We start from the raw sequence: 25,990 nt of genomic DNA, 5'->3' as shown, positions 1-25,990 counted from the left end.
GCCCCTAAGGGTGGCCGCCCGGCAAGTTCTGACCGATGGAGGTCACCATGGCACTATTCATCACCAAACGCCTGCTCATGGCGTTGGCCACCGTGCTGGTGGTCGCGGTGCTGGCATTCCTGCTGGTGCATGCGATGCCCGGCAGCCCCGGCGCAGTGTCGCTGGGAGCCGGCGCCTCCCAGGAGGCCATCGACGAGGTCAACGCCCGCCTCGGCTGGAATGACCCGCTCCTGGCACAGTTTGTCCGCTGGCTCGGCGACGCGGTCCAGGGCAACCTGGGGATCTCGCTGATCGATGGCCGTTCCGTCTCCGACGACCTCGCGAGCCGGCTGCCCGTGACGGCGTCGCTGGCCGCCGGGGCCACTGTGCTCAGCGCAGTCCTCGGCATCGCCCTGGGCGTCACCGCCGCGGTACGGGGCGGTACGGTGGACCGCATCGTCGGCGGGCTCTGCGGCATGGCGGTGGCCCTGCCGGCCTTCTGGATCGGCATCATCTTCGTCTACCTGTTCGCCGTCCAGTCCTCGGTGTTCCCGGCTACGGGCTACGTTCCCTTCGACGTGTCCCCCCAGGACTGGGCCCTGTCGCTTGCCCTGCCGGTGATCACCCTGGCCGTCGGCGGTGCTGCGTTCATTGCCCGCCAGACCAGGGCGTCGATGCTCGAAGCCCTGCAGCAGGAACACATCCGGACCCTGCGGGCCACCGCCACACCCACCTGGAAAATCCTGTACATCCATGCCCTGCGTTACGCCAGCCTGCCGATTGTGGCCGGGATCGCCCTGCAGTTCATGGGCCTCTTCGGCGGATCAGTTGTGGCCGAACAACTCTTTGCCATGCCAGGCCTGGGCCAGGCAGCCCAGAGTTCCGTCAGCACCCATGATGCTCCCGCCGTCCAGGGCGTGGTGGTCATCGCCACAGTCGTGGTGGTGGCTGTGAACCTGGCACTCGAACTCGCCACCAAGTTCCTCGACCCGAAGTTGCGTGCCGCATGATCCCCAACGTTGCACCCGCCCCCGCCGACAGCACCGTCGCCGCTGCAGCCCTGCCGGAATCGGGCCTGCCGAAGTCCGGTCCCCGGGCTGCGTTCTCCAAGGTCTCCGCCCACCGGCTGTTCGCCTCTCCCGGCGGAGTGGCCGGCCTGCTGTGGCTCGCCGCACTGGTGGCCGCGTCCCTGACCGCGCCATGGTGGCTGCCGTTCAAGACCGAGGACCAGGATTTCACCGCAGTCCTCTCCGGCCCGTCCGCCGCCCACTGGCTGGGCGCGGACGAACTGGGACGGGACATCCTCAGCCGAATCTTCGCCTCCGCCGCCGGCACCCTGGGCACGTCCTTCATCACGGTATTGGTAGGCATCGGGCTCGGAACCATCCTGGCCATGACCGCCGCGGCGTCCCTCCGGGCTGAAGGCATCATCAGCCGGAGCACCGAAATCATGATGTCCCTGCCGTCGACGGTCATCATCCTCGCCGTCATCGGTGCCGTGGGCACCAACATCCCTTTCATCATGGCCGTCCTTGGCGTCTTCATGTCAGCCGGCGTCTACCGCGTTATTCTGGGCCAGGCCAAGTCGCTGCAGTCCCAGCTTTACGTGGACGCTGCCAAAGTGGACGGTGTCAGCGCCTTCGGCATCAGCCTGCGCCACGTCCTGCCGGGCCTGACCAACACCATCGTCGTGCAGTCTGCCCTCATCTTCGCCGTCGGCATGCTGATCCAGGCCGGGCTCGCGTTCATCGGCTTCGGCCCGCCCATCCCGCAGCCCAGCTGGGGCGGCATGATCCAGAGCGCCTCCCAGCATGTCTACGACGCCCCTTGGCTGATGGTCCCCACCGGCGCCGTGCTTGCCCTGACCGTCCTGGCCGCCAACGCCATTGGCAACGCCCTGGGCAAGGCACCCAACGCCACCGCCTCCCACCTGCCCTCCGCTGCCGCCCGCCGCCAGCGCGCCAAAGCCGTTGCCGCCATCGCTGCAACGGTCCCCGATGCAGCAGGGCAGGCTCCGGCCAGCGGCCAGCTCAGCGTCCGCAACCTCACCGTGGGTGTGGACGGCAGCGTGCACCTTGTCACGGACGTCTCTTTCGACGTCGAACAGGGAACGGTGCTGGGGCTGGTGGGCGAGTCCGGCTGCGGCAAGACCATGACCGCGCTCTCCCTGCTCGGGCTGCTTCCCTCCGGGGTGTCCGTGACCGGCGGGCAGATCCTGTGGAACGGCAAAAACCTGGCCGCATCCACCGACAAGGACATGGAATCGGTCCGGGGCAGCGAAATCGCGCTGATCTCGCAGGAGCCCATGCGGGCACTGGACCCCATGTTTACCGTGGGCTACCAGCTCACGGCCGCTATCCGCCGCCTCCGCAAGGTGGGCAAAGCCGAGGCCCGTGCCGAAGCCCTCAGCCTGCTGGAGAAGGTGGGCATCGTGGACGCCAGGCGCATCCTCAAGACCTACCCGCACCAGATCTCCGGCGGCATGGCACAGCGTGTAGCCATCGCCCTGGCGCTCTCCGGCCGGCCCCGCCTGCTCGTGGCAGACGAACCCACCACAGCGCTGGACGTCACCGTCCAGGCCGAAATCCTGTCCCTGCTGCGCTCCCTCGTGAAGGACACAGGCATGTCCGTGGTGATGGTGACCCACGACCTCGGAGTCGTTGCCGACATCTGTGACCAGGTGGCCGTGATGTACGCAGGCCAGGTGGTGGAGAACGGCAAAACTGCCGAGATTCTGGACAACCCCCGGCACCCGTACACCCTGGCTCTGCTCGCAGCGGACCCGCACGCCAACCACGCAGCGGACATGCCGGAACGGCTGGCCACCATCAGCGGCCAGGTTCCGCAGCCCAAGGACTGGCCCGCCACGTGCCGGTTCGCGGCACGCTGCCAGTTCGCGGGCTCCGCCTGCATGGTCCCCATCCCGCTGCTGCCCTCAGGAACGGGCGAGGGCCTGGTCCGCTGCGTCAAGGCAGACGAACTGGCCGTTGAAGGCCTGGAATGGGTGGCCACCGAAGTGCCCACGCACCAGTTTCCGGTCCCCGCACCGCGGCTGTTGAACATCGTTGAGAAGGACATGGCATGAGCATCGCAACCCCTGAACTGCAGGACTCTGCGGCCGGCGCCCTTGCCCGGCCCATGCTCGAAGTGAAGGACCTGGTGGTCCGCTACGGCCGTGGCCGCAAGGCTGCCGCCGCGCCGGCCGCCGTGGACGGCGTCAGCTTTACCATCGCGCCAGGTGAGACCGTGGGGCTGGTGGGGGAGTCCGGTTCCGGAAAATCCACCATCGGCAAGGCCATCCTGGGCCTGCAGGCCGTGTCCGGAGGGTCCATCGAGTACCAGGGCCAGGACATCACCCGCGCCAACGCGGCCCAGCGGCGAAAGCTGGGCGGGGAACTGCGCGCAGTCTTCCAGGACCCCAACTCCTCGCTCAACCCGCGCAACACCGTGGGCGCCTCGCTGGCGGAACCCCTGCGGCTCCGCGGCGTGTCCGCCGCAGACGCACGGGAGAAAGCCCAGGTCATGCTGGAACGCGTGGGCCTGCCCCGGGAAGCCGTGGACCGCTACCCCAGCCAGTTCTCCGGCGGCCAGCGCCAGCGCATCGCCGTGGCCCGGGCCCTCATCTGCGAGCCCCAACTGGTGGTCTGCGATGAAGCGGTCAGCGCCCTGGACCTCTCCACCCAGGCCCAGGTCCTGAACCTCCTGGCCGACCTCCGGGACGAACGCGGCCTGAGCTACCTGTTCATCGCCCACGACATCTCCGTGGTGCAGTTCCTGGCCCAGCGCGTAGTGGTCCTCTACCGCGGCCAGGTCATGGAAAGCGGACCGGCCGCGGCCGTCACCGAGTCGCCGAAGCACCCCTTCACCCAGGCCCTCGTGGCCGCTTCGCCTGTACCGCGGCCGGCCGAACAGGCCGAGCGCCGGAGCGTCCGGGAAGCCATGGGCGTCCGGACCGCCGCGTCTGTTTCCGCTGCCCCGGGCGGGTGCCCGTTCCGGCAGCGCTGCCCGCTGGCCACCGAGCTCTGCGCCGCCGAACGGCCCGCGCTGCGCACGGTGGGCGGGTCCGACGTCGCCTGCCACTACGCCTGACGACAGCCCGGAACCCATGACGCATCCCACCCGGCTCCGCACCGAGAACCTCAGCGAGGCCTTCGGCATCACCCAAACCACCCCGCGGTTCAGCTGGACGCCGCCGCCGGGGACGGTCCGGCAAACTGCCTACCGGCTGACCGCCAGCAACGGCTGGGACACCGGCCGGGTGGACAGCGGCACGCACGTTTCCGTGCCGTACGGGGGCCCGGCGCTCGGGTCGCGGGACCGCTTCGACTGGACGGTCCGCACCTGGGACCAGGCCCCGGACGGCACCGAGACCACCTCCGACTGGGCCGAACCCATGCCGGTGGAGCTGGGCCTCCTGCACCCGGCCGACTGGAGTGCACGGTGGATCGGACCTTACGAGCCGGTGGTCCCGGCGCCGGGGGAGCGCCCCGGCTACGCCCTGCACCGCGATTTCACCCTGGACGCCGCACCCGATTCTGCCCGCGCCTACGCCACCGCGCACGGCATCTACGAGCTGTTCATCAACGGCCGGCGGGTGGGGGACCAGCAGCTCACCCCCGGCTCCACCAGCTACCACAGCACCCTGCAGGTCCAGGCTTTTGATATCGCGCCATTGCTCCGCGCCGGCGCCAACACCGTGCGGGCGGTCCTTACCGACGGCTGGTTCCGCGGTTCCTTCGGGTTCACGCGCGACGCCGACATGTTCGGGACGCACACGGCTTTCCTTGCGCAGCTGGAAATTGAGTCCGGGGGAGCCCGGACGGTGATCGGCACCGACGGGTCCTGGCTGGCCTCCACAACGGAGATCCTCGCCGCGGACCTGATGGAGGGGCAGCGCGTGGACTTCCGCGAAGCAGCGTCCGGCACCAGGGAAGCCCGGCCGGTCGTCCTGCGGGACGGCAGTTTCACCACCCTCACCGGCCCGGTGGCGCCGCCCACCAGGATCGTGGAGGAACTCGTCCCCGCCTCCATCACCCGCCTTGGCAACGGCAACCAGGTGGTGGACCTGGGCCAGAACATCAACGGCTGGGTCAGGCTGTCACGGCTGGGATCGGCCGGCACCGAGGTGACCCTGGTCTACGGCGAAGCCCTGGGCCCGGACGGCGACGTCACCCAGGACCACCTCCGCCCCATCGACTTCAAGAACCCCGGCCAGTTCCGGGGCGCCGGGCAGGTGGACTCGGTGGTCTCCGTCGGTGCGCCCGGCCAGGTCTTCGAACCACGCCACACCGCCCACGGCTTCCGGTACGTTTCCGTCCGTGGCCTGGCCGGGGACCTCCTGCCAACGGACATCGTGGGCTGCATGGTCCAGACCGACCTGGAACGCGTGGGCACCTTCAGCTGCAGCGATGACCGGCTGAACAAACTGCACAACATCGTGGAGTGGAGCTTCCGGGACAACGCCTGCGAGGTCCCCACCGACTGCCCGCAGCGCGAAAAGGCCGGCTGGACCGGAGACTGGCAGCTCTTTGTGCCCACCGCCGCCTACCTCTTCGATGTCACAGGCTTCAGCCGGAAATGGCTCAACGATGTCCGCGCCGACCAATGGGACAACGGCATAGTCGCCAACATCTCCCCGTCGCCCGGGCCGGACGTGACCGGTGCCGAATTCATGGCCTTCACCAATGGATCCTCAGGTTGGGCGGACGCGATCGTTATGGTGCCCTGGGAGATTTACCTCGCCACCGGCGACGCCGGCATCCTGGCAGAGAACTGGGAGGCCATGAACCGGTGGCTCGGCTTTGTCCGCAGCACCGCGGAAGGGAACCGGCACCCGGCCAGGGCAGCAGCACGCGCCACGCCGGCACCGCACGAGCAGTACCTCTGGGACACCGGCTTCCACTTCGGGGAGTGGATGGAACCCGGCGGCCCGGCGCCGGATCTTTTTGCCTCCCGCTCCGCAGACAACGGCATCGTGGCCACCGCGTACTACCGGCACACCTCGGCCATCATGGCCCGGGTGGCAGCCGTCCTCGGCCTGGACGAAGAAGCCCGGGAACTGGCGGAGCTCTCCGAGAACGTCCGCCGCGCCTGGCAGCAGGAATACCTGCAGGCGGACGGCACGGTATCCGACAAAACGGTCGACGGCGGCACGCAGGCCAACTGCGTCCGTGCGCTGGCGTTTGACCTCGTCCCCGGCGACGCCCGCCCCGCCGTCACCCGCCAGCTCGCCGAACTGGTCGGCGCCGCCGGAACCCACCTGGGCACTGGCTTCCTGGCCACCCCCTACCTGCTGCCGGCACTCGCCGACAACGGCCGCCTGGACCTCGCCTATGAGCTGCTGATGCAGGACTCCGAGCCGTCCTGGCTGGTGATGGTGGACCGCGGCGCCACCACCATGTGGGAGGCCTGGGACGGGGTCGGCGCGGACGGAACGGTGCGCCAGTCGCTCAACCACTACAGCAAGGGTGCCGTGGTTTCCTTCCTGCACCGCTACACGGCCGGGCTGCGCCAGGCGCCGGGCAGCGCCGGCTGGGAGCAGATCATCATCGAACCCCGTCCGGGCGCCGGCCTGGCATCCGCCAGCACCTCGCACCTGGGCCCGCAGGGCCTCATCGAAATTGACTGGACCATCGACGACGGCGTGCTGGCGCTCACGGCGACCGTCCCGTCCGGCACCACCGCGGAACTTCGGCTGCCCGGCGAGCCGGCCGCCGTCGTCGGACCCGGAACCCATTCCTTTGTGGCCGCCGCCCCGGCGGCCAGCGCAGAAACCACTACCGACCTTGCCAGGAGCGCACCATGACCCCGGAAGCCGTTGCCGCCACAGCCCCGCGAATGATGCCCGCGCCGCCTCCCTTCCCGGCCTTTGGGCGCCTGGGCGCGCCCGAGGAATTCTCCGAACATTCCCTGGTGCACCGCGAAGTCAGCTACGCGATCGCCGTCGGATTCCGCCGGCTGGCCATGGACATCTGGCTGCCGCGCGCGGCGGCGGGACCGGTGCCGCTGGTGGTGTGGATCCACGGCGGCGCCTTCCAGCTGGGTGACCGCCGCGAACTGCCGCCCACGTTCGCCCCGGATTCGGTGTTCCGGCTCCTGAATGAAGCCGGAATCGCGTGCGCCACAGTGGACTACCGGCACGCACTCGAGGCGCCGTTCCCGGCCCAGCTGCATGACATCAAAGCCGCGGTCCGCTACCTCCGGGAGCACGCCGGCATCCTGGGCATTGATCCGGAACGCATCGGCGCCTGGGGCGAATCCGCCGGCGGCCACCTCGCCGCGTTGCTCGGCGTCACCGGGACCCTCGCCGACCTCGAGGGCGGCCTTGGCGTCCAGGGGCACCCAAGCAGCGTGAGCGCCGTCGTCGATTTCTACGGGGTGTCCTCATTGCCGGACATGCCGCCCTTGAACACACCGGCCGGCCTCATGTCCGGCGCGCTGATGGCTGCTGTCCCGCCGGGCATGTCCACGGAGCCGGGTCCCATGCTGGTGGGCGGCAGCGACGATCCCGGCCTGCTCGCGGCCGCCAGCCCGCTGGGCTACGTCACCGCCGGGGCGGCCCCGTTCCTGCTGATCCATGGCGACAGCGACGGCCTCGTCCCGCTGTCCCAGACCGAACTGCTGGCCGGTGCGCTCGACGTCGCGGGCGTCCGCAACGAAGTGATCGTCGTCGAGGGCGGGGACCACTGCTTCTTCGGCGCGGAGGACCAGATGGACGGGATCCTCCGCGCGGCCGTGGACTATTTCGCCAGCGAGCTCTAGCCACCGACCCGTTACCCGGCGGTAGCATGCCGGTATGGCTATCGCACGCTTCCCGACCCTGGTCATCGACTGTCCCGACGCCGGAGCCCTTGCAGGGTTTTACGCTGCCCTGCTCGGCTGGAACGTGAAGGATGAAGGTGGCTGGGTCGAAATCCGGCCCGACGACGCCAGCAACTGCATTTCGTTCCAGCAGGTGGAGGGCTACCAGGGGCCCGAGTGGCCGGACCAGTCCCGGCCTCAGCAGATGCACCTGGACTTCGTCGTGGCGGACCTTGACGACGGCGAACAAGAGGCGATCAGGCTGGGTGCCACCAAAGCGGAAACGCAGCCCGGCACAACCTTCCGTGTGTTCCTGGACCCGGCCGGCCACCCGTTCTGCCTCTGCCTGAGCTAATTGGTTCGAGGGGTCTCCGGACCCGGTTTCCAGTCAATGAAACTTCGCTAGCGGGCCGATCGGCGGTTCCGCGACGCTGGGGGAAGCCCTAAAACTTCCCCTTCGTAACGAATCGAGCCGACGTTGACTCCTGACACCCTTCGTTTCCCGTACCTGGATGCCGCACGCCCGATGACCACCACACCCTCCGCCCTCCGCTTCGAGCACCACGAGGAGCCGTTCGGCATCGGCGAAGACCGGCCACGGCTCTCCTGGCAGGTCAGCACCGACACACCGGGCTGGGTCCAGACCGCCTATGAGCTGGAACTTGGTCCCGATGCTGCGCAGCTGGCCAGCTACGGCCGGACCGAATCCGCCGAACAAATCCTGCAGCCCTGGCCCGCGCCGGCACTGAACAGCCGGGAGCGCGTCGCGGCGCGCGTCCGCGTCTGGGGAACGGGCGACGACGGGCCCTCCGAATGGAGCCCTTTGACCTACGTCGAGGCCGGGCTCCTGAACCCGGCGGACTGGCAGGCCGCCATGATCCGGCCGGCGTGGGACGAAGCCAGCGAGTCCATCGAACCGGCCGCCCGGCTGAGCCGTACGATCGAGGTCACCGGCCCGGTCACCTCCGCCCGCCTCTACGCCAGCGCCCACGGCGTCTACGTCGCCTCGATCAACGGCCGGCGCGTGGGCCGCGACATCCTGGCTCCCGGCTGGACCAGCTACCACCACCGCCTGCGCTACCAGACCTACGACGTCACCGACTACCTGCAGCCGGGAACCAACGTCATTGGCCTTGAGGTCGCCGACGGCTGGTGGCGCGGCTACCTGGGCTTCCAGGGCAAGCGCAACACGTACCATGACCGCACCGCGGTGATCGCGCAGCTGGAAATGTCCGACGACGGCGGCAACGTCACCGTGATCAGCACCGACAGCGGTTGGCGGGCAGGCCGCAGCCCCATGCTGGCCGCCGACCTCTACGTCGGCGAAACGTACGACGCCAGGCTGGAGGACGGCGGCTGGGCCAGTTCCGGCGCTGATGACGTTCAGCCTTCGGAACTACATCCCGTTGCCGTCGAGGCCTTCGACGCCGCCGTCCTGGTGGCCCCCGACGGCCCGCCGGTCCGCGCCACCGAGGAGCGCGCCGTCGCCGCCGTGCTCGCCTCGCCGTCCGGGAAGACCATCCTGGACTTCGGCCAGAACCTGGTGGGCCGCGTGCGGATCACCGTCAGCGGTGCCGCGGGCACCGAGGTCACGCTGCGGCACGCCGAGGTCCTGGAACACGGGGAACTGGGTGTCCGGCCGCTGCGCGAAGCCAAGCAGACGGACGTCTACACGCTCAAAGGTTCCGCCGGCGGCGAGACCTGGGAACCCGAGTTCACCATCCACGGGTTCCGCTACGTGGAGGTGAGCGGCTGGCCCGGCGAGGTGGATCCGGAAGCCTTCACCGCCGTCGTCATCCATTCAGACCTGGTGCGCACCGGCACATTCGAATGCTCCGATCCGATGCTGAACCAGCTGCACTCCAACGTGCTGTGGGGCATGCGCGGGAACTTTGTGGACGTGCCCACGGACTGCCCGCAGCGCAACGAGCGCCTCGGCTGGACCGGGGACTTCCAGATCTTCGCGGCCACGGCATCGTTCCTGTACCGGATTCCGGGGTTCACCACCTCCTGGCTGAAGGACATGGCGGCGGAACAGGGGACCGACGGGCCGCCGCCGCTGGTGATCCCGGAAGTCGTGGCCGAAAAGCCGCCGTTCCCGGACCGCCCCGTGATGGCCGCCTGGGGCGATGCCGCCGTGCTGGTCCCCTGGGTGATGTACCAGCGCAGCGGGGACCTGGAGTTCCTTCGGCGCCAGCTCCCCGGAATGCACGCCTGGCTGGAAGCCGCGGCCCAGGCTGCTGGGCCGGAGCTCCGCTTTGAACACGGTTTCCAGTTCGGTGACTGGCTGGACCCCGCCGCGCCGCCGGACAAGCCCGGTGATGCGCGCACCCCGTGGCAGCTTGTGGCGCAGGCCTACCTCGCTTATTCGGCCCGGATCGCGGCCGGGTCCGCGGAGCTGCTCGGTGAGGATTCCGCCCGCCTGGCCGGGCTGTCGCAGCGTGCCGCCGCAGTGTTCCGCGAGCGCTACGTTTCCGACGGCGGCCTGCTCCAGCCGCCCACCCAGACGGCCTACGCCGTGGCGCTGACCTTCGGGCTGCTGGAGCCGGGGGAAGAGGCCTTGGCAGCGGCCGGCCTTGCCGCCGCGGTGGAGGACGACGGCTACCGGATCGCCACCGGCTTTGTCGGGACCCCGCTGGTGTGCGACGCGCTGACCGACTACGGCTATGCGACGGCGGCCTACCGCCTGCTGCTCCAGACGGAATGCCCGTCCTGGCTGTACCCGGTGACCATGGGCGCCACCACCATCTGGGAGCGCTGGGACTCCATGCTTCCGGACGGCAGCATCAACGAGGGCGAAATGACGTCCTTCAACCACTACGCCCTGGGCGCGGTGGCCGACTGGATGCACCGCAGCCTCGCTGGGCTTGCACCGGCTGGACCGGGGTACCGGAAGCTGCTGGTCAAACCACGTCCCGGCGGCGGCCTCGACTGGGCCGAAGCCCGGCACGAGACTCCCTACGGCGATGCTGCCGTGCGCTGGGACCGGACCGGCCAGGACTTCACCCTGGACGTGACGGTGCCCGCGGGCTGCACCGCCACGGTGGTGCTGCCCGACGCCGGCGGGACAGTCCATGAAGTGGGTTCCGGGCAGCACTCGTTTGCCTGTGCCGTGGCGCTGCCCGGCGTGGCCCTGGCCGGTATCGCCCCCAGGGTCCCGGAACCCGTGGCGCAGCCATGACAGTGGACCCGGAGCTGGCCGGCCTGATGCGCCACGTGGCCGGCGCGCGTTCCATCGCTGAACTCCTTGCAGATCCGTCGGGGTTGGACCGGCTGGAAGCTTTTTGCGGGGGCCTGGTCCCATACCAGGCCCCGGACGTCCGGATCCGGACAGTGGCGGCGCCGGGCCCCAACGGCCCGGTGCCAATCCGGATCTATGGCGGGCAAGCGGCAGGCGGTTCCGCATCCGGGGCCGGCCCATCCGACGGCGGGCCGGACGACGGCGGCCTTCCGGCGCTCGTGTGGATGCACGGCGGCGGCTTCTCCCACGGCGACCTGGACATGCGGGAGGCAGACCAGCTGGCACGGGAACTGGCCGCCAGGACCGGCGGCCTGGTGCTGTCGGTGGACTACCGGCTCGCCGGCGGGGGTGTCCATTTCCCGGTACCGCATGAAGACGTGGTGGCGGCCTGGCTGTGGGCTGTGGAGAACGCCGCGGAGCTCGGAGCTGACCCACTGGCCCTGTCCTTGGGCGGAGCCAGCGCCGGCGGAAACCTGGCAGTCGGAGCTGCGCTGTACCTCAAGGACTCGGGGCGGCACCTGCCGGCCAAACTGGTGCTCGCCTACCCCTTCCTGCACGGCGAACTGCCGTCCCCGGACGCCTCCGGGGCCCCGGACATGAACGGGCTGCCGCCCGTCCTCCGCTTTACCGACGACGACTGCCGCGCCATGGTGGAGAACTACATTGGAGGCCCGCTCAGCATGGCTTCGTCCTACGCCATGCCCGGGTACGCCGATTTGGCAGGCCTGCCACCCGCGGCCATCCTGGCAGCGGAATACGACGACCTTCGTTTCTCGTCCGAGCAGTTCGTTGCCGGGCTCCGTGCGGCCGGAGTCCCGGTTGAGTACAGGCTGGAACCGGGTGCCACACACGGGTACCTCAACCATTCGGCAGGGCTGGGAGTTGTCCGGCGCAGCCTTCAGTTCCTGGCCGGTCAGTTGGCCCGCACCCGGGAACCGGCCGAAAGGCCGCTCGGGGCCTGAAACCCCAAGGGCCTGAAACACATCAGTTGCTCTCCGTGGTGGCCCTTATAAAGCGTCAAAAGGGCCACCACGGAGCAACCGATGCTCTTGGCGGGTTTCTAGGCCGAAACGGTGAGCGCGGCGTCGGCGTCCCGCAGGACCTTGGCGGCAACCTGCAGGCCCTCGATCCGGCCGAGGGAAACGTCCTCGTGCTCGATGTTGACCAGCATGTTCGGGTCCACTTCGTGGAGCGCCCGGAGGACCTGTCCCTGATCGGCTACCGCGGAACGTTATGCACCGTACAGCCCGGCCAGCAGGTCAATGACTTTTTGCCGCTCCCGCGGGGCGTCGGCTCTGGACCAGGCCAGGTAAACGGGAACGGGCGGGGCATCGCGCACGGCCCGGTAAACAACGCCGCGGCGCCGGTACTGATGCGCCGTGGACGCCGCGGTGATGCCGCGCGCCTTGCCGCTGCCGATGACCGTCAGCCAGTCGTCGACGTCGCGGATGGCCACAAACTTCGCGGGCCGGCCGTCTGCGGGCCACAGCGCCTCGGTGGTGCTTCCGGTCCTGGCGTCCACCGCAAGCGCGGATTGCGCCACCTGCGCGAGGGTCACTGACCGCTTTCCGGCGAGCGGGTCATCTGAACTCATCGCGCAATAGCGTTTTTCCTCGCCCACCAACACGAAGTCAATGCCTGCCGCTTCCGGCGCGCGGCGGAGGATGGCGAGGTCTGCCGTCCCCTCGGTGAGGCCCGCCGTCGGGGTGTTGTTCCGGACAAGCTCCAGCTCCGTGCCCGGGAACGCGGCGGACCAGCGGCGCTGGAAGTCCGTGGTGTGCTCGCCCAACGCAGACCACGCGTAGCCGATGCGGACGGTCCCCGCCTGGGAACCCGCCTCACGCACCAGCTCGTCCAGCGCGGAGAGCGCGCGGCGGATGTGGACCATCGCCCGATCACCGGCCTCGGTCAGGGCGACGCTTCGGGTGGTCCGGTGCACCAGCCGGACGCCCAGCGTGCGCTCCAGCGCTGCAATGTTCCGCGACACGGCAGCCTGCGAGATGCCCAGGTCAATGGCGGCGTCGGTAAAGGTGCCCGCCTCCAGAAGCGCCGCGAGGCAGCGGAGCTGCCGCAACTCAGGATCCATGCGGCCAGTCTATTCATGCGTGCGGCGCATAAATAGCTCCCTCCATGCATTTAGCGGATGCCGGACAGCAGAGCACACTGCCTACATGACGGAAGGAATTTCACCCAGGAAAGCGGGCAAGGGCGGCACGGCAACACTCGTGGCCAGTGCCTTGTCCAACCAGCTCGGCGCGGCCAGCGGCTCACTGGCCTTCCCCGGGATGGGACCCGTGGGCGTGGTGGCGGTGCGCCAGCTGGTTGCCGCCGCGGTGCTGCTTCCCGTGGTCCGGCCCAGGCTGTGGACCCTCACCCGGCAGCAGTGGTGGCCGGTCCTGCTGCTGGCGGTGGTGTTCGGGACCATGAACCTGTCCCTGTACTCGGCCATCCAGCGCGTGGGGCTGGGGCTGGCGGTCACGCTCGAATTCCTCGGGCCCCTGGCCGTGGCGCTGCTCAGCAGCCGGAACAGGTCCAGTGCCGTCTGCGCGGTCCTCGCCGGGGCAGGCGTTGTGGTCATCACCCAGCCGAAACCCTCCACCGACTACTTCGGAATCGCGCTGGGCCTCATCGCGGCGTGCAGCTGGGCGGCGTACATCCTGCTCAACCGCACCGTGGGCCGGCGGATCCCGGGAGTCCAGGGCACCGCCGCTGCCACCGGCGTTTCCGCGGTTCTGTTCCTGCCTGTTGCGGCGGTGATTTTCGTCAGCCGGCCGCCGGACGCCTTCACCGTGCTGTGTGCCGTCGGCGCCGGAGTGCTGGCCTCGGTGGTGCCCTACCTGGCCGACCTGATTGCCCTGCGCCGGGTCCCGGCCAACGTCTTTGGCGTCCTGATGAGCATCAACCCCGTCTTCGCGGCCCTGATCGGAGCCCTCGCGCTCCATGAGCACCTGGGGGCGGCGAAGTGGTGCGGTATCGGGCTGATCGTCGTGGCCAACGCCGGCGCGCTCCTGTTCCGCGGCCGCGGCGGCAGCTGATCCGGGCACCCTTTCAATCATTGAAATAGGACGTTCCCAGTCCCGTGCCGTTCCAGCAGGCTTAGGTAAAGCGCCGGATCGATCCTGATACCGGCCACGGCAATGGATGGAGTCGCTGATGACTGCAGGGGAAGTCCTGAAGGGGATTGAGTTTTCCCGCCCCGGCGGTGTGCCGTTGCTGCTGGACCTTTACCTCCCGGCCGCGGCGGACGGTCCCGGTCCGGTTCCCGGCCCCGTTCCGGCCATCGTCCATTTCCATGGCGGCGGCTGGCGGATGGGGGAGCGCTCCTCGCTTGGACCCGTCACGGACGGGTTCGCCCTGACGCCCTTCGAGCGCGTCGCCGCGGCTGGCTTCGCCGTGGTTTCCGCTGACTACCGGCTTTCCTCGCAGGCAGTTTTTCCTGCCCAGCTCGAGGACGCCCGGGCCGCCGTCGCCTGGCTGCGGGCGCATGCGGCGGAGTACAACGTGGACCCCGGCCGGATCTACGCGTGGGGGGATTCCGCCGGCGGGCACCTGGCCTGCCTTGTGGGGCTCGGCGCGAATCCGGGCTCCGGGACAGCGGACTCCGGCGTGCCGGCCTCCAACGCCCCGGTGGCCGCCGTTGCCGCCTGGTACCCGCCCACTGACCTGGTCCACATGGGTGGACAGGCCCTGCCAAACGCCGTCGCCACCGCCGACGATCCCGGCTCCCGCGAGGCCCTCCTGCTCGGCGCGCAGCCCGCGGACGCCCCGGACAAGGCCGCAGCTGCCAGCCCCCTGACTTACGCGGGCGAGCACGCCCCGCCGTTTTTCCTGGCCCACGGCACCGCCGACCGGTTCGTCCCCGCGGCGCAGTCCACCACCATGGCCGCGGCGCTGGAAGCCGCCGGGGCCGACGTCGAACTTCTCCTCATTGAAGGCGCCGACCACATGTGGTCGCTGCCGGACCAAAGTCCGGCCGCGGCGCAGAAGGTCCTGGACGCCACCATCGATTTCTTCCGCAGGCAAGCCCAGGCTTCCTGACTCCTGAACCCGCCGGGCCGGCCTTCGCCGTGTCCGGGCAGACCTGAAAGGCTCCACATGCAGTACATCGGCATCAACCACAGCGGGGAATCCTGGGCAGCGGCCCTGGTGGAATCGCGTGTCTTCCCGCTGGCCCCCGTCGCTGAGTTCTGGGCGGACGCCGCCGGCTGGCAAGACAAGTCTGTCTCCCTGACGTCCGGCGCCGCCGGCGATTCAACAGCCAGTGCCTCGGCGTCCGACGCCGGCAGCTGGCTTGAGCGCGGCAGCGTCACCGAGGTGCCTCTCGTCCCCGCTTCGGCGCGGGTCATCTGCGTCGGCCTGAACTACAAGGCGCACGTTGCAGAAGGCAGCTACAAGGACCAGGAACTTCCGCCGTACCCCACGCTGTTCGGCCGCTGGACCGCATCCCTGTCCGTGGGCAACGTGCCGGTCCCGGTCCCTGCCGGTGAGGACGGCCTGGACTGGGAAGGCGAAGTGGCGGCGTACATCGGCCAGCGCGTGGAATCCGCGGACGGGGCTGAAGCCGGCGACGCCGTGTTTGGCTACTCCACCTTCAACGACATCACCGCCCGCCGTGCCCAGAAGCTCACGTCGCAGTGGACCCTGGGCAAAAACGGCGACTTCACCGGCCCCCTGGGCCCGCTGGTCAGCCGCGACGAAGTGGGCGACCTTCGCGACGGCCTCCAGGTGCGCACGCTCGTGAACGGCGTCGAAGCCCAGAACGGCAACACCCGGGACATGATCTTCTCCGTGCCGGCCATCATCTCGCTCATCAGCCAGACCCTGACCCTGCACCCGGGTGACGTCATCGCCACCGGGACCCCGGAAGGCGTGGGCTATGCCCGGACCCCGCAGTGGCTGCTTCAGCCGGGCGACACTGTCGAGGTTGAGATCGAGAAGCTCGGTACCCTGACCACCCCCGTCGGCGACATCTCACTGCGTGGCCGTGCCTGATGGCCACCCAGCAACAGGCTTCCCCTGATGCGCTGCCGGGGGAGGCAGAAGTACTGATCGCAGGCGGCGGTCCCAGCGGGCTCTTCCTCGCGCTGGACCTGGCCTCGCGCGGCATCCCCAGCGTGGTGATCGAGCCCCGGACGTCGGTGGATCCCACCCGGCCGCGGGCCAAAACCACCAACGCGCGGACCATGACGCACCTGTGGCGGCTGGGGCTCGCCGACGCGCTCCGGAACGCCGCCCCGCTTCCTGTGGACTACGCCCAGGACGTCACCTTCTGCACCGGCCTCACCGGCCCCTCAGCCCACGAACTCCGTACTTTCCGCAACGCGTTCCAGCTGGTCCCGGGCCGTTATGGTCCGCAGCCCGAGTGCGGCCAGCAGGTCCCGCAGCCGGTCCTGGAGGAGGTCCTCCGCGCCGCGGTTGCCGAGGCGCCCCTGGTCACGCTGTTGACAGGCTGGCACGTCCAGGACGTCGCTATGCATTCCGGCAGCCCCTCCACCGTTACTGCAGCGGACGACGCCGGAAACACGGTCGCCGTCACCGCCCGCTTTGTCGTCGGGGCCGACGGCGGCTCATCGGCCGTGCGGCGCAGCCTGGGCATCCGCCTCGACGGCGGCTCCGCGGCCCTGTCCAACATCAGCATCATGTTCCGGTCCAGGGACCTGGGCTCCGCGATCACCCTGCCGCCGGCCGTCCAGTACTGGGTGGTGGGCACGGAGGCCGCCGGGATGGTGGGCCGGATGGACCTTTCCGATACCTGGTGGGCCATCATCCAGGGCGTGGACGCCTCCGCGGCGGAACAGGCTGCCAACAGCTCATCGGCGGACGGCGCTGTTGCCATGGTCCGCCGGCTTGTCGGAGCAGACGTGGACGTCGACGTCATCGCCACGGACCCATGGACGGCGCGCATGCTGCTGGCCCCCGGCTACGGCCGGGACGGAGTCTTCCTGGTGGGGGACGCCGCGCACCTGAACCCGCCATGGGGCGGGCACGGCTTCAACACCTGCATCGGCGACGCCGCCAACCTGGCCTGGAAAATCGCTGCCGCCCTCTCCGGCTGGGGCGGGCCCGGGCTCCTGGACAGCTACGGGCTGGAACGCCGCCCCGTAGCGGCCAGGACCATCCGCGAGGCCGAATCCAACGGCAAGGCACTGGCCTACCACTTTGCCGATCCTGCCCTGCGCAGCGACGGCGACGACGGCCACCGCGCCAGGAAGGCCGCCCACCAGGCGCTCGCGGTGAAGCAGAGCGAGTTCGACTCGCTGGGACTGGTGCTTGGCTACGCCTACGGCGATTCCCCGCTGGTGGTGCCGGACGGGTCACCCGTGCCCGCCGAAGACCCCATCCGCTACGTGCCGTCGGCCACCCCGGGTGCCCTGCTCCCGCATGCGTGGCTGGACCCGGCCACGTCGGTGTACAGCCTCCTTGGCGCCGGCTTCACGCTGCTGGCCGACGCCGGTGCGCTGGGCTTGGTGCCGGAGTCCCAGGCCTTTGCGCCGGTGCTCGACGCCGCGGCCCGGCAGGGCATCCCGGTGACCGTCGCCGCCGTCGGGCCTTCCGACGACGGGACGCCGATGGCCGACCTGTGGGGCGCAGACGCCGTGCTGGTCCGTCCGGACCAGCACGTGGCCTGGCGCGGCAGCTCGGCCGAAGCCGCAGCGGCTGCGCTCGCCGTAGCCGCCGGCTGGGGCGCCGCCGGCCAGCCTTCTCAGGACGCGCCTTCACAGCCCGCCGCGACGCAGCCGGCCACATCCCAGGACACCGAAAGGAACGCCCGTGTCAGCGCCGTCATTCCGTGATTTCCTCTTCGCCCCGGACCACCCGCGGGTGGCCGAAATCCGGGGCCTCAACGCCCGCGAGTATGCCCAGGCGGCCACAACGGACTCCTTTGCCGGCCCCATGATCGAAGGCTGGAAGAAGCTGTACCCGCAGCCTTTCAAGGGCATCACCAACGACGGCGTCCTCCGGCCCGGGCTGTATCCGCTTGGGCCTGCGCGGGCCGGCGAAGAAGCCCCGACGGCGGCGATGGTGGCGGCTGCACGGAAGTTGCTGTCTGCCGCGACCCTGGATGAGGTGTCCCGCGTGAGTTATCCCGTGGACGCCCCCGAATGGCAGAGCTGGGCCAACCCGGAGTTTATGCAGCACGACACCGGGCTCCGCCTGGACGAACTGGACCCCGCAGTCCGCGATGCCGCCCTTGCCGTGGTGGAGGCGAGCCTCAGCCCGGCGGGGTTCGGGCTGGTCCGGAACCTCATGCGGATCAACGGCTTCCTGGGGGACCTCGTGGAACTGCCACTGCTGATGAACGAGTTCAGCTACAACTTCGCCCTGTTCGGCGATCCGTCCGAAACTGCGCCGTGGGGCTGGCAGCTGTTCGGCCACCACGTGGCCCTCAACTGCCTCGTCGCCGGCACGCAGCTGGTGATCTCGCCCGTTTTCCTCGGCGCGGAACCGGACGGCATCGACGCCGGACCGCACCGGGGCGTCAAGGTCTTCAAGGAGCGCATCGCCCTCGCCCGGCAGCTGATGGGCGTCCTGCCCGACGGCCTGCGGGGCGAAGCCACCGTGTACGAGTCAATGGTGGACCCGGCCATGCCGGACGGGCGGATCCACCCCGGCGATGAGAGGCACCTGGGTGGCTGCTTCCAGGACAACCGGGTGATCCCCTACGAGGGCATCCTGGTCAGCTCCATGCCGCCTGAGGCCAGGGCTGTCCTCGATGACGTGGTGGAGGACTTCATCGCGTACCTGCCGGACGGTCCCCGGACGGCCCGCCGCCGGGAAATCCAGGAGCACTACGGTGACACCTGGTTCAGCTGGATCGGCGGCTGGGCGGAGCCGGAAGCGTTCTACTTCCGGCTGCAGAGCCCCGTGCTGGTCCTGGAGCTGGACCACCACACCGGCGTGTTCCTCAGCAACGACGAACCCGCGCCGTTCCACATGCACACGGTGGTCCGGACCCCCAACGGCAACGACTACGGACGCGAACTGGTGAAGCAATTCCCGGCCCACTAGAAACGGCAACGCGGGGTCACTTCCGGCCCATCAGAAGTACTTCTAAGGGCCGGAAGTGACCCCGCGTTGCATTAAAACCAGGTGGCTACTGCTTGCCGTACTTGCGGTGGACCGCCTGCTTGCTCACGCCCAGGCATAGGGCGATGGCTTCCCAGGACAGTCCTGCCTGCCGGGCCTTGCGGACCAGCGATGCCTCGGTCCTGCCCACTTCCTTCTGCAGCTCGGCCACGGCGTACAGTGCCTCCGCGGGTCCTTTGCCGTCCATCGACGCAACGAGTGTTTTCATCCGTTCCACCTCCATTCGTCAACATTAGTTGACGCCGAATGGTCCGTCAACATATGTTGACGGACCATTCCTGTTTCACGCTATGAGGGTCTGCGGGCTAGGAGATTTCCAGGGCAGCCCGGCGTTGCGGCGGCGGGCCCACCACGGTGAGGTCCATCTCGGCCTGGGCGCGGCCGAAGCCTTCCATGTCCATGTACGGCGTGCCGCCTTCGGTGTACATGTAGTCCTCGGTGGGCTTGTTGAAGTACTCGAAGAAGCCGTTGAAGACCGACGGCGTCAGGAAGCCCACCATCTGGGTGTTGTGCGAGTCGAAGGCGAACGAGTGCACGGTGCCGGCCGGGGCATGCACAAAGTCGCCCTTGGTCAGCAGCATTTCGCGGCCGTTGGCGTACAGCCACATCCGGCCCTCGGTGCACAGGAAGTTCTCCGTGTGCTCCGAGTGGAAGTGCAGCGGAATGTACGGCGACTTGGCACCCTTGGTGTGCACCGCGAAGTAGTTCGAGCCGGTGTTGGGCGGGCGCGACAGGTACGTGAACATGGTCTGGTAGCTGGCCAGGCGCTCACCCTCGTGGGCACTAAGAAAGTAGGGGCTCTGGGTGGCGGGGAGGCCGGCGTCGTGCTTGAACGTGGGCGTGACGCGCTCCACGTCGGGGAAGGTGATGCCGAACTCGGCGCCCACCTCGGCCTGCTCCTGGAGGCTGGCGGAACGGCCCGCGTGGACCGGCGGAACATGCGAATCGATGGGTGTACCCACGCGCTCGTAGTAGGCCTCGGCGCCGCCGGGTGTCATCCAGTTCAGGAAGCGGGTGTAGTGGCTGGCCATGCGGTAGGCGTGCGGGGTTCCCGGCGGAATGACCACGGAGTCGCCGGGGGTCAGGATGCGGCTTTCGCCGGGCAGCCAGACGTGCAGGATGCCGTCGAACACGTAGAGCGTCTTGTGCTCCACCTTGTGGCTGACGAACGGCGATTCCGCCCCCATGCCGCCGGAGATGTAGGCAGCGCTGAAGATGCCCCCGGTGTCCGCGGCGCGGGCGATGACGGTCACCAGCTGGCCGTTGATCTCGTAGCGGGCACCTTCCCCTGAGGCCATGTAATACGGCACGGCCTCGCCGGGCAGCGCATTGGCCACAGGGAGCTGCTTGGTCATTTCCTCAACGCTGAGGGACATTGGTTCCTTCTTTCCTGTCAGTCTGCTGCGACCAGTCTGCTGCGCAGAAGCGTGGTCACCAGCATGACTGGCCCGGGCAGGCCGCCGCGAGCCCGGTTTTCATTGGATGAAAACCGGATTCGGAGGCGTCCGGGCTGGGCAGTCGGCTCAGAGCACGACGGCGGCGGCCGCTGCCGCCCGTTCGCTCACCTCAGCGTTGCTCATTTCGGTGTTGCTCACCTCAGCGTCGTCAAGGTTCGCCGCCAGCTCCGCTGCCGTGGGTGGATTCGCGCCAGGCCGGCGCACGGTGATGGCGGCTGCCTTCGACGCCGTCTGCCCGATGGAGGTCAGGACGTCCCGTCCCAGGCCCTCGGTGCGGCGCGACAGCAGGCCGTAGATCAGGGCGGCCATGTAGGAGTCGCCGGCGCCGATGGTGTCCGCCACAGTGGACCGGATGGCGGGGATGAAAAGCTGGGTGGCGGGCGTCGCCAGCAACGATCCTTCCCCGCCGCGGGTCACCACCGCCAGCCCGGCGCCCAGGGTGAGGATCCGTTGGGCGGCGGCCTCGAGGCTGACCCCGGGATACAGCCAGGCGGCGTCCTCGTCGCTGAGCTTGACCACATCGGTCAGCGGAACCAGGTCCTCGAAGATGTTCCGTGCCTGCGCCTGGCTCCCCAGCAGCGCGGGCCGGATGTTCGGATCGTAGGTGACCAGGCACTCCCGGTGCGACTGTTCCAGCAACGTCCGCACCGCCGTCGCGCCCGGTGCCAGGAACGTGGCGATGGAACCAGTGTGGAGCACCCTGGGCAGGTGGGCGGGGGCGACCGCCGGCAGGTCCCAGCTGATGTCGAAGTCGTAGGTGGCGGAGCCGTCCGCGGCCAGGGTAGCCGTGGCGGACGCGGTTCGCGCGGCGGACTTTGAACCCGGCAGGAGTTCGACGCCGGCACGTCGCAGGTGCGCCTCGATCGCCTCGCCGCGGGCGTCGTCGCCCAGGGCCGTCAGCAGGGCGGTGGACACTCCGAGCCGCCCCAGGCCGTAGGCCACGTTCATTGGTGAGCCGCCCGGATGCTCGATCGGGCCAGCGGGGGAGGCGACAACGTCAACGAGTGCTTCGCCGATGACGATGACGTCGGGGGCAGACGGCGGCGTCGCGGACAGGGGGCTGGGGGAGTTGCTGTGCACGGGGGAGCCTTTCATGGGGCCGTCCGCGGGCCTGGTGCAGGCCCGCGGACGGAGGGTGGGGATATATCGGGTGGTGACCCTGGGTGGTGCTGGGTCAGGCGGTACGGTCAGGCGGTGGCCGCACCGGTCATGATGGCCACTGCGTCGGTCATGGTGTGGGACTGCGGCGTGATGGTTGCCGCGCACTTGCCCAGGCGCTGGATGTGGATCCGGTCGGCCACGTCGAACACGTGCGGCATGTTGTGGCTGATCAGGATGACTGGCAGTCCGCGGTCCCGGAGGTCCCTGACCAGCTGCAGGACCTGGTTGGACTCCCTGACGCCGAGCGCCGCCGTCGGCTCATCCAGCACCACAACTTTGGAGCCGAACGCCGCGGCCCGGGCCACTGCCACGGCCTGGCGCTGGCCGCCGGAGAGGTTCTCCACCGGCACCGTGACGTCCTGCAGCGTGGAGATGCCCAGCCGGGTCAGCTCTTCCTTTGCCTTGCGGCGCATGCCCTTGGTGTCCAGGACCCGGAAGATGCTGCCGAGCGGTCCGGCCACACGTTCCTCCCGGCCGAGGAACAGGTTGGAGGCGACATCGAGCGCCGGTGAGACGGCGAGGTTCTGGTAGACGGTCTCGATGCCGTGGACGCGGGCGTCCTGCGGGCGCTTGAAGTGGACCGGCTGTCCGGACACAAAGAGCTCGCCGGAGTCTGGAACCTCGGCGCCGGTGAGGCATTTGATCAGGGTGGACTTGCCGGCGCCGTTGTCGCCGATGATCGCCAGGACCTCGCCGGGGTAGAGGTCCAGGCTGACGCCGTCGAGCCCCACCACCCGGCCGAAGGTCTTGACCAGGTTCCTGGCCTGCAGGATGGGCTGGCGGACCTCGGTGCCGGTGGGTTCCAGCTGGGAAGCGGTCATGATTTCACCTTTCGGATCCACTGGTCGATGGACACAGCGATGATGATGAGGACACCCACGGCGAGGGTCTGGTACAGCACGTCCAGGCCGGCGAGGGAGAGCCCGTTGCGGAACACGCCGACGATCAGCGCGCCCAGGAGGGTCCCCCAGACCGAGCCGCGCCCGCCGAAGAGGCTGGTTCCACCGATCACGACGGCGGTGATGGAGTCCAGGTTCAGGTCGACGCCCGCGTTGGGGCTGGCTGCGTTGGTCCGGCCGATCTGGATCCAGGCGCCGATGGCCAGGACGGCGCCGGCGGCGAGGTAGACGCTCATGAGCACTTTGTTCACGGCGATGCCGGCCAGGCGGGCGGCTTCTTTGTCATCGCCGACTGCGTAGACGTGCCGGCCCCAGGCGGTCTTGCCCAGGATGAACGCGATGGCGATGTAGAGAAGCAGCATCACCACGACGCCGGTTGAGATCCGGACCGGGCCCACCGGGAAGGTGCTTCCTGTCCAGGTCAGCAGGTCCGGCATTGCCGAGCCGCGGACTGTCGCTCCGCTGGAGTAGAGCAGAGTCACGGCGATGAAGATGTTGAGCGTGCCCAGGGTGACGATGAACGGGGGGAGCCGGAACCTGGTAACCAGGAACCCGTTCAGGGCGCCGGCGGCGAGCCCGACGATCAGGCCTGCGAGCAGCGCAACGGGTGCCGGCAGGCCGTTGTTGACGGCGAGCTGGGCCACGACCATTGAGGAAAGGATCATGACGGCCCCGACGGACAGGTCGATGCCGGCGGTGAGGATGATGAGGGTCTGGGCGATGGCGAGGGTGCCGACGACGGAGACCTGCTGGGTGATCAGGGACAGGTTTTCAACCCGCAGGAACCTGTCATTGAGCAGTCCAAACACAACGACGGCGATGAGAAGGACGAGGGCGGGGCTGACGGCGGGGTAGCGGTGCAGGATGTTGCGTATCCGGCTGAGCGGCGTCCTGCGGTCGAGGAATTCTTCTGCCAGGTCCGTCTGCTTCCCTGCGGCGGGCGGACCGGCGGTCTGTTGCTGGGTCACGGCTTCTCCTGCGATCGTTCGGCCCTCTTACTTGCCCCAGCAGATGTTGCTGGCTTCAGTCGTGGTGATGCTCTTGACGCCGTCTGCGGGCTTGTCCGTGACCAGCTCAACGCCGGTGTTGAAGAAGTCCAGGCCCGCGGAGTTGGCAGGCTTCTTGCCGGTCTTGGCAAGTTCGACGATGGCCTTGACACCCATTTCGGCCATCTTGACCGGATACTGCTGTGCGGTGGCGCCGATGACGCCGGACTTCACGTTGTCCACGCCGGCGCAGCCGCCGTCTACAGAGACAATCAGGACGTCCTTCTCCTTGCCGGCGGACTTCAGGGCTTCATACGCGCCCGCTGCGGCAGGCTCATTGATGGTGTACACAACGTTGATGTTGGGGTTCTTGGACAGCAGGGTCTCCATGCCGGTACGGCCACCGTCCTCGGCGCCCTGGGAGGCCTGGCTGCCGACGATCTCGTACTCGCCGCCCTTGCCGCCGGTGTACTTGCCGGTCTTGGCTTCGTCGCCGTTCTTCTTCTTGTCGGCGGTGTCGATGCCGAGTCCGGTCAGGAAGCCCTGGTCGCGGTTGTAGTCGACGGAGACAACCTTGTCGTCAAACAGGTCCAGCAGGGCGATGGTGGCCTTCTTGCCGGCAAGCTGGGTTGCGGTCCACTTGCCGATCAGCTCGCCGGCAGCGAAGTTGTCGGTGGCGAAGGTGATGTCCGCGGCGTCGGCGGGGTCCGGCGGGGTGTCGAGGGCAATGACAAAGAGTCCGGCGTCCTTCGCCTTCTTCAGGGCATCCACCACGGACGGGCCGTTGGGCGTGATCAGGATGCCCTTGTCGCCCTTGGAGATGGCGTTTTCGATGGCCTGGATCTGGGTGTCCTCGTCGCCGTCTGCCTTACCGGCGGCGAGCTTCAGGTCAACGCCGTCTGCCTCGGCCGCCTTCTTGGCGCCTTCCTGCATGGAGACGAAGAACGGGTTGGACGTGGTCTTGACGATCAGCGATACGCCCACTTTTTCACCGGAGGCGGTACCGGACGTGGCGGGGGAGTTTCCCCCACAGGCGGTGAGGCTCAGGGTGCCGAGGGTCAGGACTGCGCCGATCGCCAGCAGGCGGTGCGACAGGGCGGGTGTGGCTTTGGAAGTCAACATTGAATCTCCTGTGTTCGTGGCACATCCCGTGCCTGACAACGATGTCAGGCATCATGTAATCAGCGTCACAGGGTAGAGTCAAGACAAATTCGATGATGAAGGGCGAGTTAATGACAACGATGTCGAATCGTTACCAAGCGGACTCCGCGAAGGGCCGGCCCACCATGCGCCATGTCGCAGCACTGGCCGGAGTGGGCATCAAGACTGTCTCCAGGGTGATGAACGACGAGCCGGGTGTTTCCGAGGCCACCCGGCAAAGGGTGCTGGGGGCATCCCAGCAGCTGAACTACCAGTTGGACATGGCGGCCGGGAGCCTCCGCCGCACAGGCCGCCAGACGCTCTCCATCGGGCTGCTTTTGCCCAGCGTGGCGAACCCGTTCAGCAGCGAGATCCACCGCGCAATGGAAGACACGCTGGCCGCACGGGGCATCGCTGTGTTCGCGGCCAGCCTGGATGATGACCCCGAGCGGGAGAAGTCGCTCGTGGCTGCCTTCCTCGGCCGGCGCGTGGACGGCCTGGTGCTGACTCCCATCGCCCGGAGCCAGTCGTACGCCATCCCGGAGCATTCCCGGGACCTGCCCATGGTCTTCATTGACCGCGAGCCGGTGGGTATCGATGCCGACGCCGTGGTGACGGACAACGCCGTCGGTGCGGCTCGCGCGGCTGCCCACCTGATGGCCCGCGGGCACACGAAGCTGGCCTACCTGGGCGACCGGCCGGACATCCAGACCGCCCGGGAACGGCGTCGCGGCTTCATCGAGGAACTGGGCCGGGCGGGGCAGTCGACCGCCGGCGTGCCGGTCCGCGAAGGACTCCACGACGAGGAATCAGCCCGGCTGGCAGCCTTGGAGATTCTCACGGGGGAGGACCCGCCGACGGCGATCTTCTCCAGCCAGAACCTCATCACGTTCGGCGTAATGCGCGCCCTGAAGGAACTGGGCGCCAGCCGCCGGGTGGCGCTGGTGGGCTTTGACGACTTCACCCTGGCGGACATAATGGAGCCCGGCATCACGGTCATCGCCCAGCACCCGGAGCGGATCGGCAAGCTCGCCGCGGAACGGCTGCTGGCCCGGATCGACGGCGACGGCGGCGCACCACAGACGTACGTCGTTCCGTCCGAGCTCATCCAGCGCGGCTCCGGTGAGCTCCCGCCGCCCGCGGGCTGAGCCCGGTAACTCAATCCATAGCAGGCCCAACCACCAGCAGATCCAAGCACCAGCAGACCTACCACCGCATATCCAAACGAATCCAGAGGGG

Annotated in this window: 21 protein-coding genes and 1 pseudogene; 14 read left to right on the top strand and 8 right to left on the bottom strand. The window is 68.8% G+C overall.

The window, feature by feature from the left end; all coding sequences use genetic code 11:
- The first annotated feature begins 35 nt into the window (after window positions 1-35).
- The 8 genes from J2X42_RS03920 (at window position 36) to J2X42_RS03885 (ending at window position 11,982) form a co-directional block, all read left to right on the top strand.
- Entirely contained in the window at window positions 36-989 is a 954-nt protein-coding gene (locus J2X42_RS03920) for an ABC transporter permease (protein WP_310162414.1), read from the top strand.
- Window positions 986-3,064, top strand: a complete 2,079-nt coding sequence (locus J2X42_RS03915) for a dipeptide/oligopeptide/nickel ABC transporter permease/ATP-binding protein (protein WP_310162411.1) — start codon at window positions 986-988, stop codon at window positions 3,062-3,064. The genes J2X42_RS03920 and J2X42_RS03915 overlap by 4 nt, the downstream gene beginning before the upstream one ends.
- The gene (locus J2X42_RS03910; RefSeq protein ID WP_310162410.1) at window positions 3,061-4,068 is read left to right on the top strand and encodes an ABC transporter ATP-binding protein; all 1,008 of its coding nucleotides are present in this window, start codon (window positions 3,061-3,063) and stop codon (window positions 4,066-4,068) included. Before J2X42_RS03915 ends, J2X42_RS03910 begins: the two co-directional genes overlap by 4 nt.
- A gap of 16 nt (window positions 4,069-4,084) precedes the next feature.
- Window positions 4,085-6,784 carry a family 78 glycoside hydrolase catalytic domain gene (locus J2X42_RS03905; protein ID WP_310162409.1) on the top strand — a complete coding sequence of 900 codons (2,700 nt, stop codon included), beginning with the start codon at window positions 4,085-4,087 and terminating at the stop codon, window positions 6,782-6,784.
- The gene (locus tag J2X42_RS03900; RefSeq protein ID WP_310162407.1) at window positions 6,781-7,740 is read left to right on the top strand and encodes an alpha/beta hydrolase; all 960 of its coding nucleotides are present in this window, start codon (window positions 6,781-6,783) and stop codon (window positions 7,738-7,740) included. The genes J2X42_RS03905 and J2X42_RS03900 overlap by 4 nt, the downstream gene beginning before the upstream one ends.
- 34 nt (window positions 7,741-7,774) lie before the next feature.
- Complete coding sequence (locus J2X42_RS03895) at window positions 7,775-8,134, top strand: VOC family protein (protein WP_310162406.1); 360 nt, start codon at window positions 7,775-7,777, stop codon at window positions 8,132-8,134.
- 171 nt (window positions 8,135-8,305) lie between these two features.
- Entirely contained in the window at window positions 8,306-10,960 is a 2,655-nt protein-coding gene (locus J2X42_RS03890) for a glycoside hydrolase family 78 protein (protein WP_310162403.1), read from the top strand.
- Complete coding sequence (locus tag J2X42_RS03885) at window positions 10,957-11,982, top strand: alpha/beta hydrolase (protein ID WP_310162400.1); 1,026 nt, start codon at window positions 10,957-10,959, stop codon at window positions 11,980-11,982. Before J2X42_RS03890 ends, J2X42_RS03885 begins: the two co-directional genes overlap by 4 nt.
- Before the next feature lie 98 nt (window positions 11,983-12,080).
- On the opposite strand, the pseudogene J2X42_RS03880 reads toward J2X42_RS03885, so the two are convergent.
- Both J2X42_RS03880 and J2X42_RS03875 read right to left on the bottom strand, forming a co-directional pair.
- Window positions 12,081-12,227, bottom strand: a pseudogene (locus tag J2X42_RS03880) (sugar phosphate isomerase/epimerase); the annotation flags it as partial.
- A 24-nt stretch (window positions 12,228-12,251) separates the two neighbouring features.
- Window positions 12,252-13,106: a LysR family transcriptional regulator gene (locus tag J2X42_RS03875; protein ID WP_310162398.1), complete on the bottom strand. Its 855-nt coding sequence runs from the start codon at window positions 13,104-13,106 to the stop codon at window positions 12,252-12,254.
- Between the two features lie 85 nt (window positions 13,107-13,191).
- On the opposite strand from J2X42_RS03875, the gene J2X42_RS03870 reads away from it, so the two are divergent.
- The 5 genes from J2X42_RS03870 to J2X42_RS03850 all read left to right on the top strand — a co-directional run bounded on the left by J2X42_RS03870 (window position 13,192) and on the right by J2X42_RS03850 (window position 19,030).
- On the top strand, window positions 13,192-14,055 hold the full coding sequence (locus J2X42_RS03870; RefSeq protein ID WP_310162395.1) for an EamA family transporter: 864 nt from the start codon (window positions 13,192-13,194) through the stop codon (window positions 14,053-14,055).
- A gap of 118 nt (window positions 14,056-14,173) precedes the next feature.
- Window positions 14,174-15,058, top strand: a complete 885-nt coding sequence (locus tag J2X42_RS03865; protein WP_310162394.1) for an alpha/beta hydrolase — start codon at window positions 14,174-14,176, stop codon at window positions 15,056-15,058.
- A gap of 57 nt (window positions 15,059-15,115) precedes the next feature.
- Window positions 15,116-16,012, top strand: a complete 897-nt coding sequence (locus J2X42_RS03860; RefSeq protein WP_310162391.1) for a fumarylacetoacetate hydrolase family protein — start codon at window positions 15,116-15,118, stop codon at window positions 16,010-16,012.
- Complete coding sequence (locus tag J2X42_RS03855; protein WP_310162389.1) at window positions 16,012-17,814, top strand: FAD-dependent monooxygenase; 1,803 nt, start codon at window positions 16,012-16,014, stop codon at window positions 17,812-17,814. The genes J2X42_RS03860 and J2X42_RS03855 overlap by 1 nt, the downstream gene beginning before the upstream one ends.
- Entirely contained in the window at window positions 17,792-19,030 is a 1,239-nt protein-coding gene (locus tag J2X42_RS03850; protein ID WP_310162387.1) for a DUF3500 domain-containing protein, read from the top strand. The genes J2X42_RS03855 and J2X42_RS03850 overlap by 23 nt, the downstream gene beginning before the upstream one ends.
- Before the next feature lie 85 nt (window positions 19,031-19,115).
- Here J2X42_RS03850 and J2X42_RS03845 read toward each other — a convergent pair whose 3' ends face one another.
- The 6 genes from J2X42_RS03845 to J2X42_RS03820 all read right to left on the bottom strand — a co-directional run bounded on the left by J2X42_RS03845 (window position 19,116) and on the right by J2X42_RS03820 (window position 24,733).
- Window positions 19,116-19,331 (bottom strand): transcriptional regulator, encoded by a 216-nt coding sequence (locus J2X42_RS03845; RefSeq protein ID WP_104174334.1) that lies wholly within the window; start codon window positions 19,329-19,331, stop codon window positions 19,116-19,118.
- A gap of 82 nt (window positions 19,332-19,413) precedes the next feature.
- On the bottom strand, window positions 19,414-20,484 hold the full coding sequence (locus J2X42_RS03840; RefSeq protein ID WP_310162384.1) for a quercetin 2,3-dioxygenase: 1,071 nt from the start codon (window positions 20,482-20,484) through the stop codon (window positions 19,414-19,416).
- Window positions 20,485-20,631: 147 nt separating this feature from the next.
- Window positions 20,632-21,660, bottom strand: a complete 1,029-nt coding sequence (locus tag J2X42_RS03835) for a carbohydrate kinase (protein WP_310162383.1) — start codon at window positions 21,658-21,660, stop codon at window positions 20,632-20,634.
- Between the two features lie 92 nt (window positions 21,661-21,752).
- Entirely contained in the window at window positions 21,753-22,547 is a 795-nt protein-coding gene (locus tag J2X42_RS03830) for an ATP-binding cassette domain-containing protein (protein WP_131134793.1), read from the bottom strand.
- Window positions 22,544-23,593, bottom strand: coding sequence for an ABC transporter permease (locus tag J2X42_RS03825; RefSeq protein ID WP_310162379.1), 1,050 nt, complete (start codon window positions 23,591-23,593; stop codon window positions 22,544-22,546). The genes J2X42_RS03830 and J2X42_RS03825 overlap by 4 nt, the downstream gene beginning before the upstream one ends.
- 27 nt (window positions 23,594-23,620) lie before the next feature.
- Entirely contained in the window at window positions 23,621-24,733 is a 1,113-nt protein-coding gene (locus J2X42_RS03820) for a substrate-binding domain-containing protein (protein ID WP_310162377.1), read from the bottom strand.
- A 164-nt stretch (window positions 24,734-24,897) separates the two neighbouring features.
- On the opposite strand from J2X42_RS03820, the gene J2X42_RS03815 reads away from it, so the two are divergent.
- Entirely contained in the window at window positions 24,898-25,899 is a 1,002-nt protein-coding gene (locus tag J2X42_RS03815) for a LacI family DNA-binding transcriptional regulator (RefSeq protein WP_310163346.1), read from the top strand.
- Window positions 25,900-25,990: the final 91 nt, after the last annotated feature.

Origin of the sequence: Arthrobacter sp. BE255, assembly GCF_031457335.1 — a bacterium.
Classification (GTDB): Bacteria; Actinomycetota; Actinomycetes; order Actinomycetales; family Micrococcaceae; genus Arthrobacter.
Note: the sequence above shows the minus strand (reverse complement) of the source record. Positions and strands in the feature narration are given on the sequence as shown.

Excerpts from the sequence above, each read along its gene's own strand:
- J2X42_RS03840 (WP_310162384.1), bottom strand. The coding sequence starts at position 20,484 with ATGTCCCTCAGCGTTGAGGAAATGACCAAGCAGCTCCCTGTGGCCAAT.
- J2X42_RS03830 (WP_131134793.1), bottom strand. The coding sequence starts at position 22,547 with ATGACCGCTTCCCAGCTGGAACCCACCGGCACCGAGGTCCGCCAGCCC.
- J2X42_RS03835 (WP_310162383.1), bottom strand. The coding sequence starts at position 21,660 with ATGAAAGGCTCCCCCGTGCACAGCAACTCCCCCAGCCCCCTGTCCGCG.
- J2X42_RS03820 (WP_310162377.1), bottom strand. The coding sequence starts at position 24,733 with ATGTTGACTTCCAAAGCCACACCCGCCCTGTCGCACCGCCTGCTGGCG.
- J2X42_RS03900 (WP_310162407.1), top strand. The coding sequence starts at position 6,781 with ATGACCCCGGAAGCCGTTGCCGCCACAGCCCCGCGAATGATGCCCGCG.
- J2X42_RS03815 (WP_310163346.1), top strand. The coding sequence starts at position 24,898 with ATGCGCCATGTCGCAGCACTGGCCGGAGTGGGCATCAAGACTGTCTCC.
- J2X42_RS03890 (WP_310162403.1), top strand. The coding sequence starts at position 8,306 with ATGACCACCACACCCTCCGCCCTCCGCTTCGAGCACCACGAGGAGCCG.
- J2X42_RS03875 (WP_310162398.1), bottom strand. The coding sequence starts at position 13,106 with ATGGATCCTGAGTTGCGGCAGCTCCGCTGCCTCGCGGCGCTTCTGGAG.
- J2X42_RS03920 (WP_310162414.1), top strand. The coding sequence starts at position 36 with ATGGAGGTCACCATGGCACTATTCATCACCAAACGCCTGCTCATGGCG.
- J2X42_RS03905 (WP_310162409.1), top strand. The coding sequence starts at position 4,085 with ATGACGCATCCCACCCGGCTCCGCACCGAGAACCTCAGCGAGGCCTTC.
- J2X42_RS03845 (WP_104174334.1), bottom strand. The coding sequence starts at position 19,331 with ATGGAGGTGGAACGGATGAAAACACTCGTTGCGTCGATGGACGGCAAA.
- J2X42_RS03860 (WP_310162391.1), top strand. The coding sequence starts at position 15,116 with ATGCAGTACATCGGCATCAACCACAGCGGGGAATCCTGGGCAGCGGCC.
- J2X42_RS03895 (WP_310162406.1), top strand. The coding sequence starts at position 7,775 with ATGGCTATCGCACGCTTCCCGACCCTGGTCATCGACTGTCCCGACGCC.
- J2X42_RS03910 (WP_310162410.1), top strand. The coding sequence starts at position 3,061 with ATGAGCATCGCAACCCCTGAACTGCAGGACTCTGCGGCCGGCGCCCTT.
- J2X42_RS03885 (WP_310162400.1), top strand. The coding sequence starts at position 10,957 with ATGACAGTGGACCCGGAGCTGGCCGGCCTGATGCGCCACGTGGCCGGC.
- J2X42_RS03865 (WP_310162394.1), top strand. The coding sequence starts at position 14,174 with ATGACTGCAGGGGAAGTCCTGAAGGGGATTGAGTTTTCCCGCCCCGGC.
- J2X42_RS03915 (WP_310162411.1), top strand. The coding sequence starts at position 986 with ATGATCCCCAACGTTGCACCCGCCCCCGCCGACAGCACCGTCGCCGCT.
- J2X42_RS03870 (WP_310162395.1), top strand. The coding sequence starts at position 13,192 with ATGACGGAAGGAATTTCACCCAGGAAAGCGGGCAAGGGCGGCACGGCA.
- J2X42_RS03855 (WP_310162389.1), top strand. The coding sequence starts at position 16,012 with ATGGCCACCCAGCAACAGGCTTCCCCTGATGCGCTGCCGGGGGAGGCA.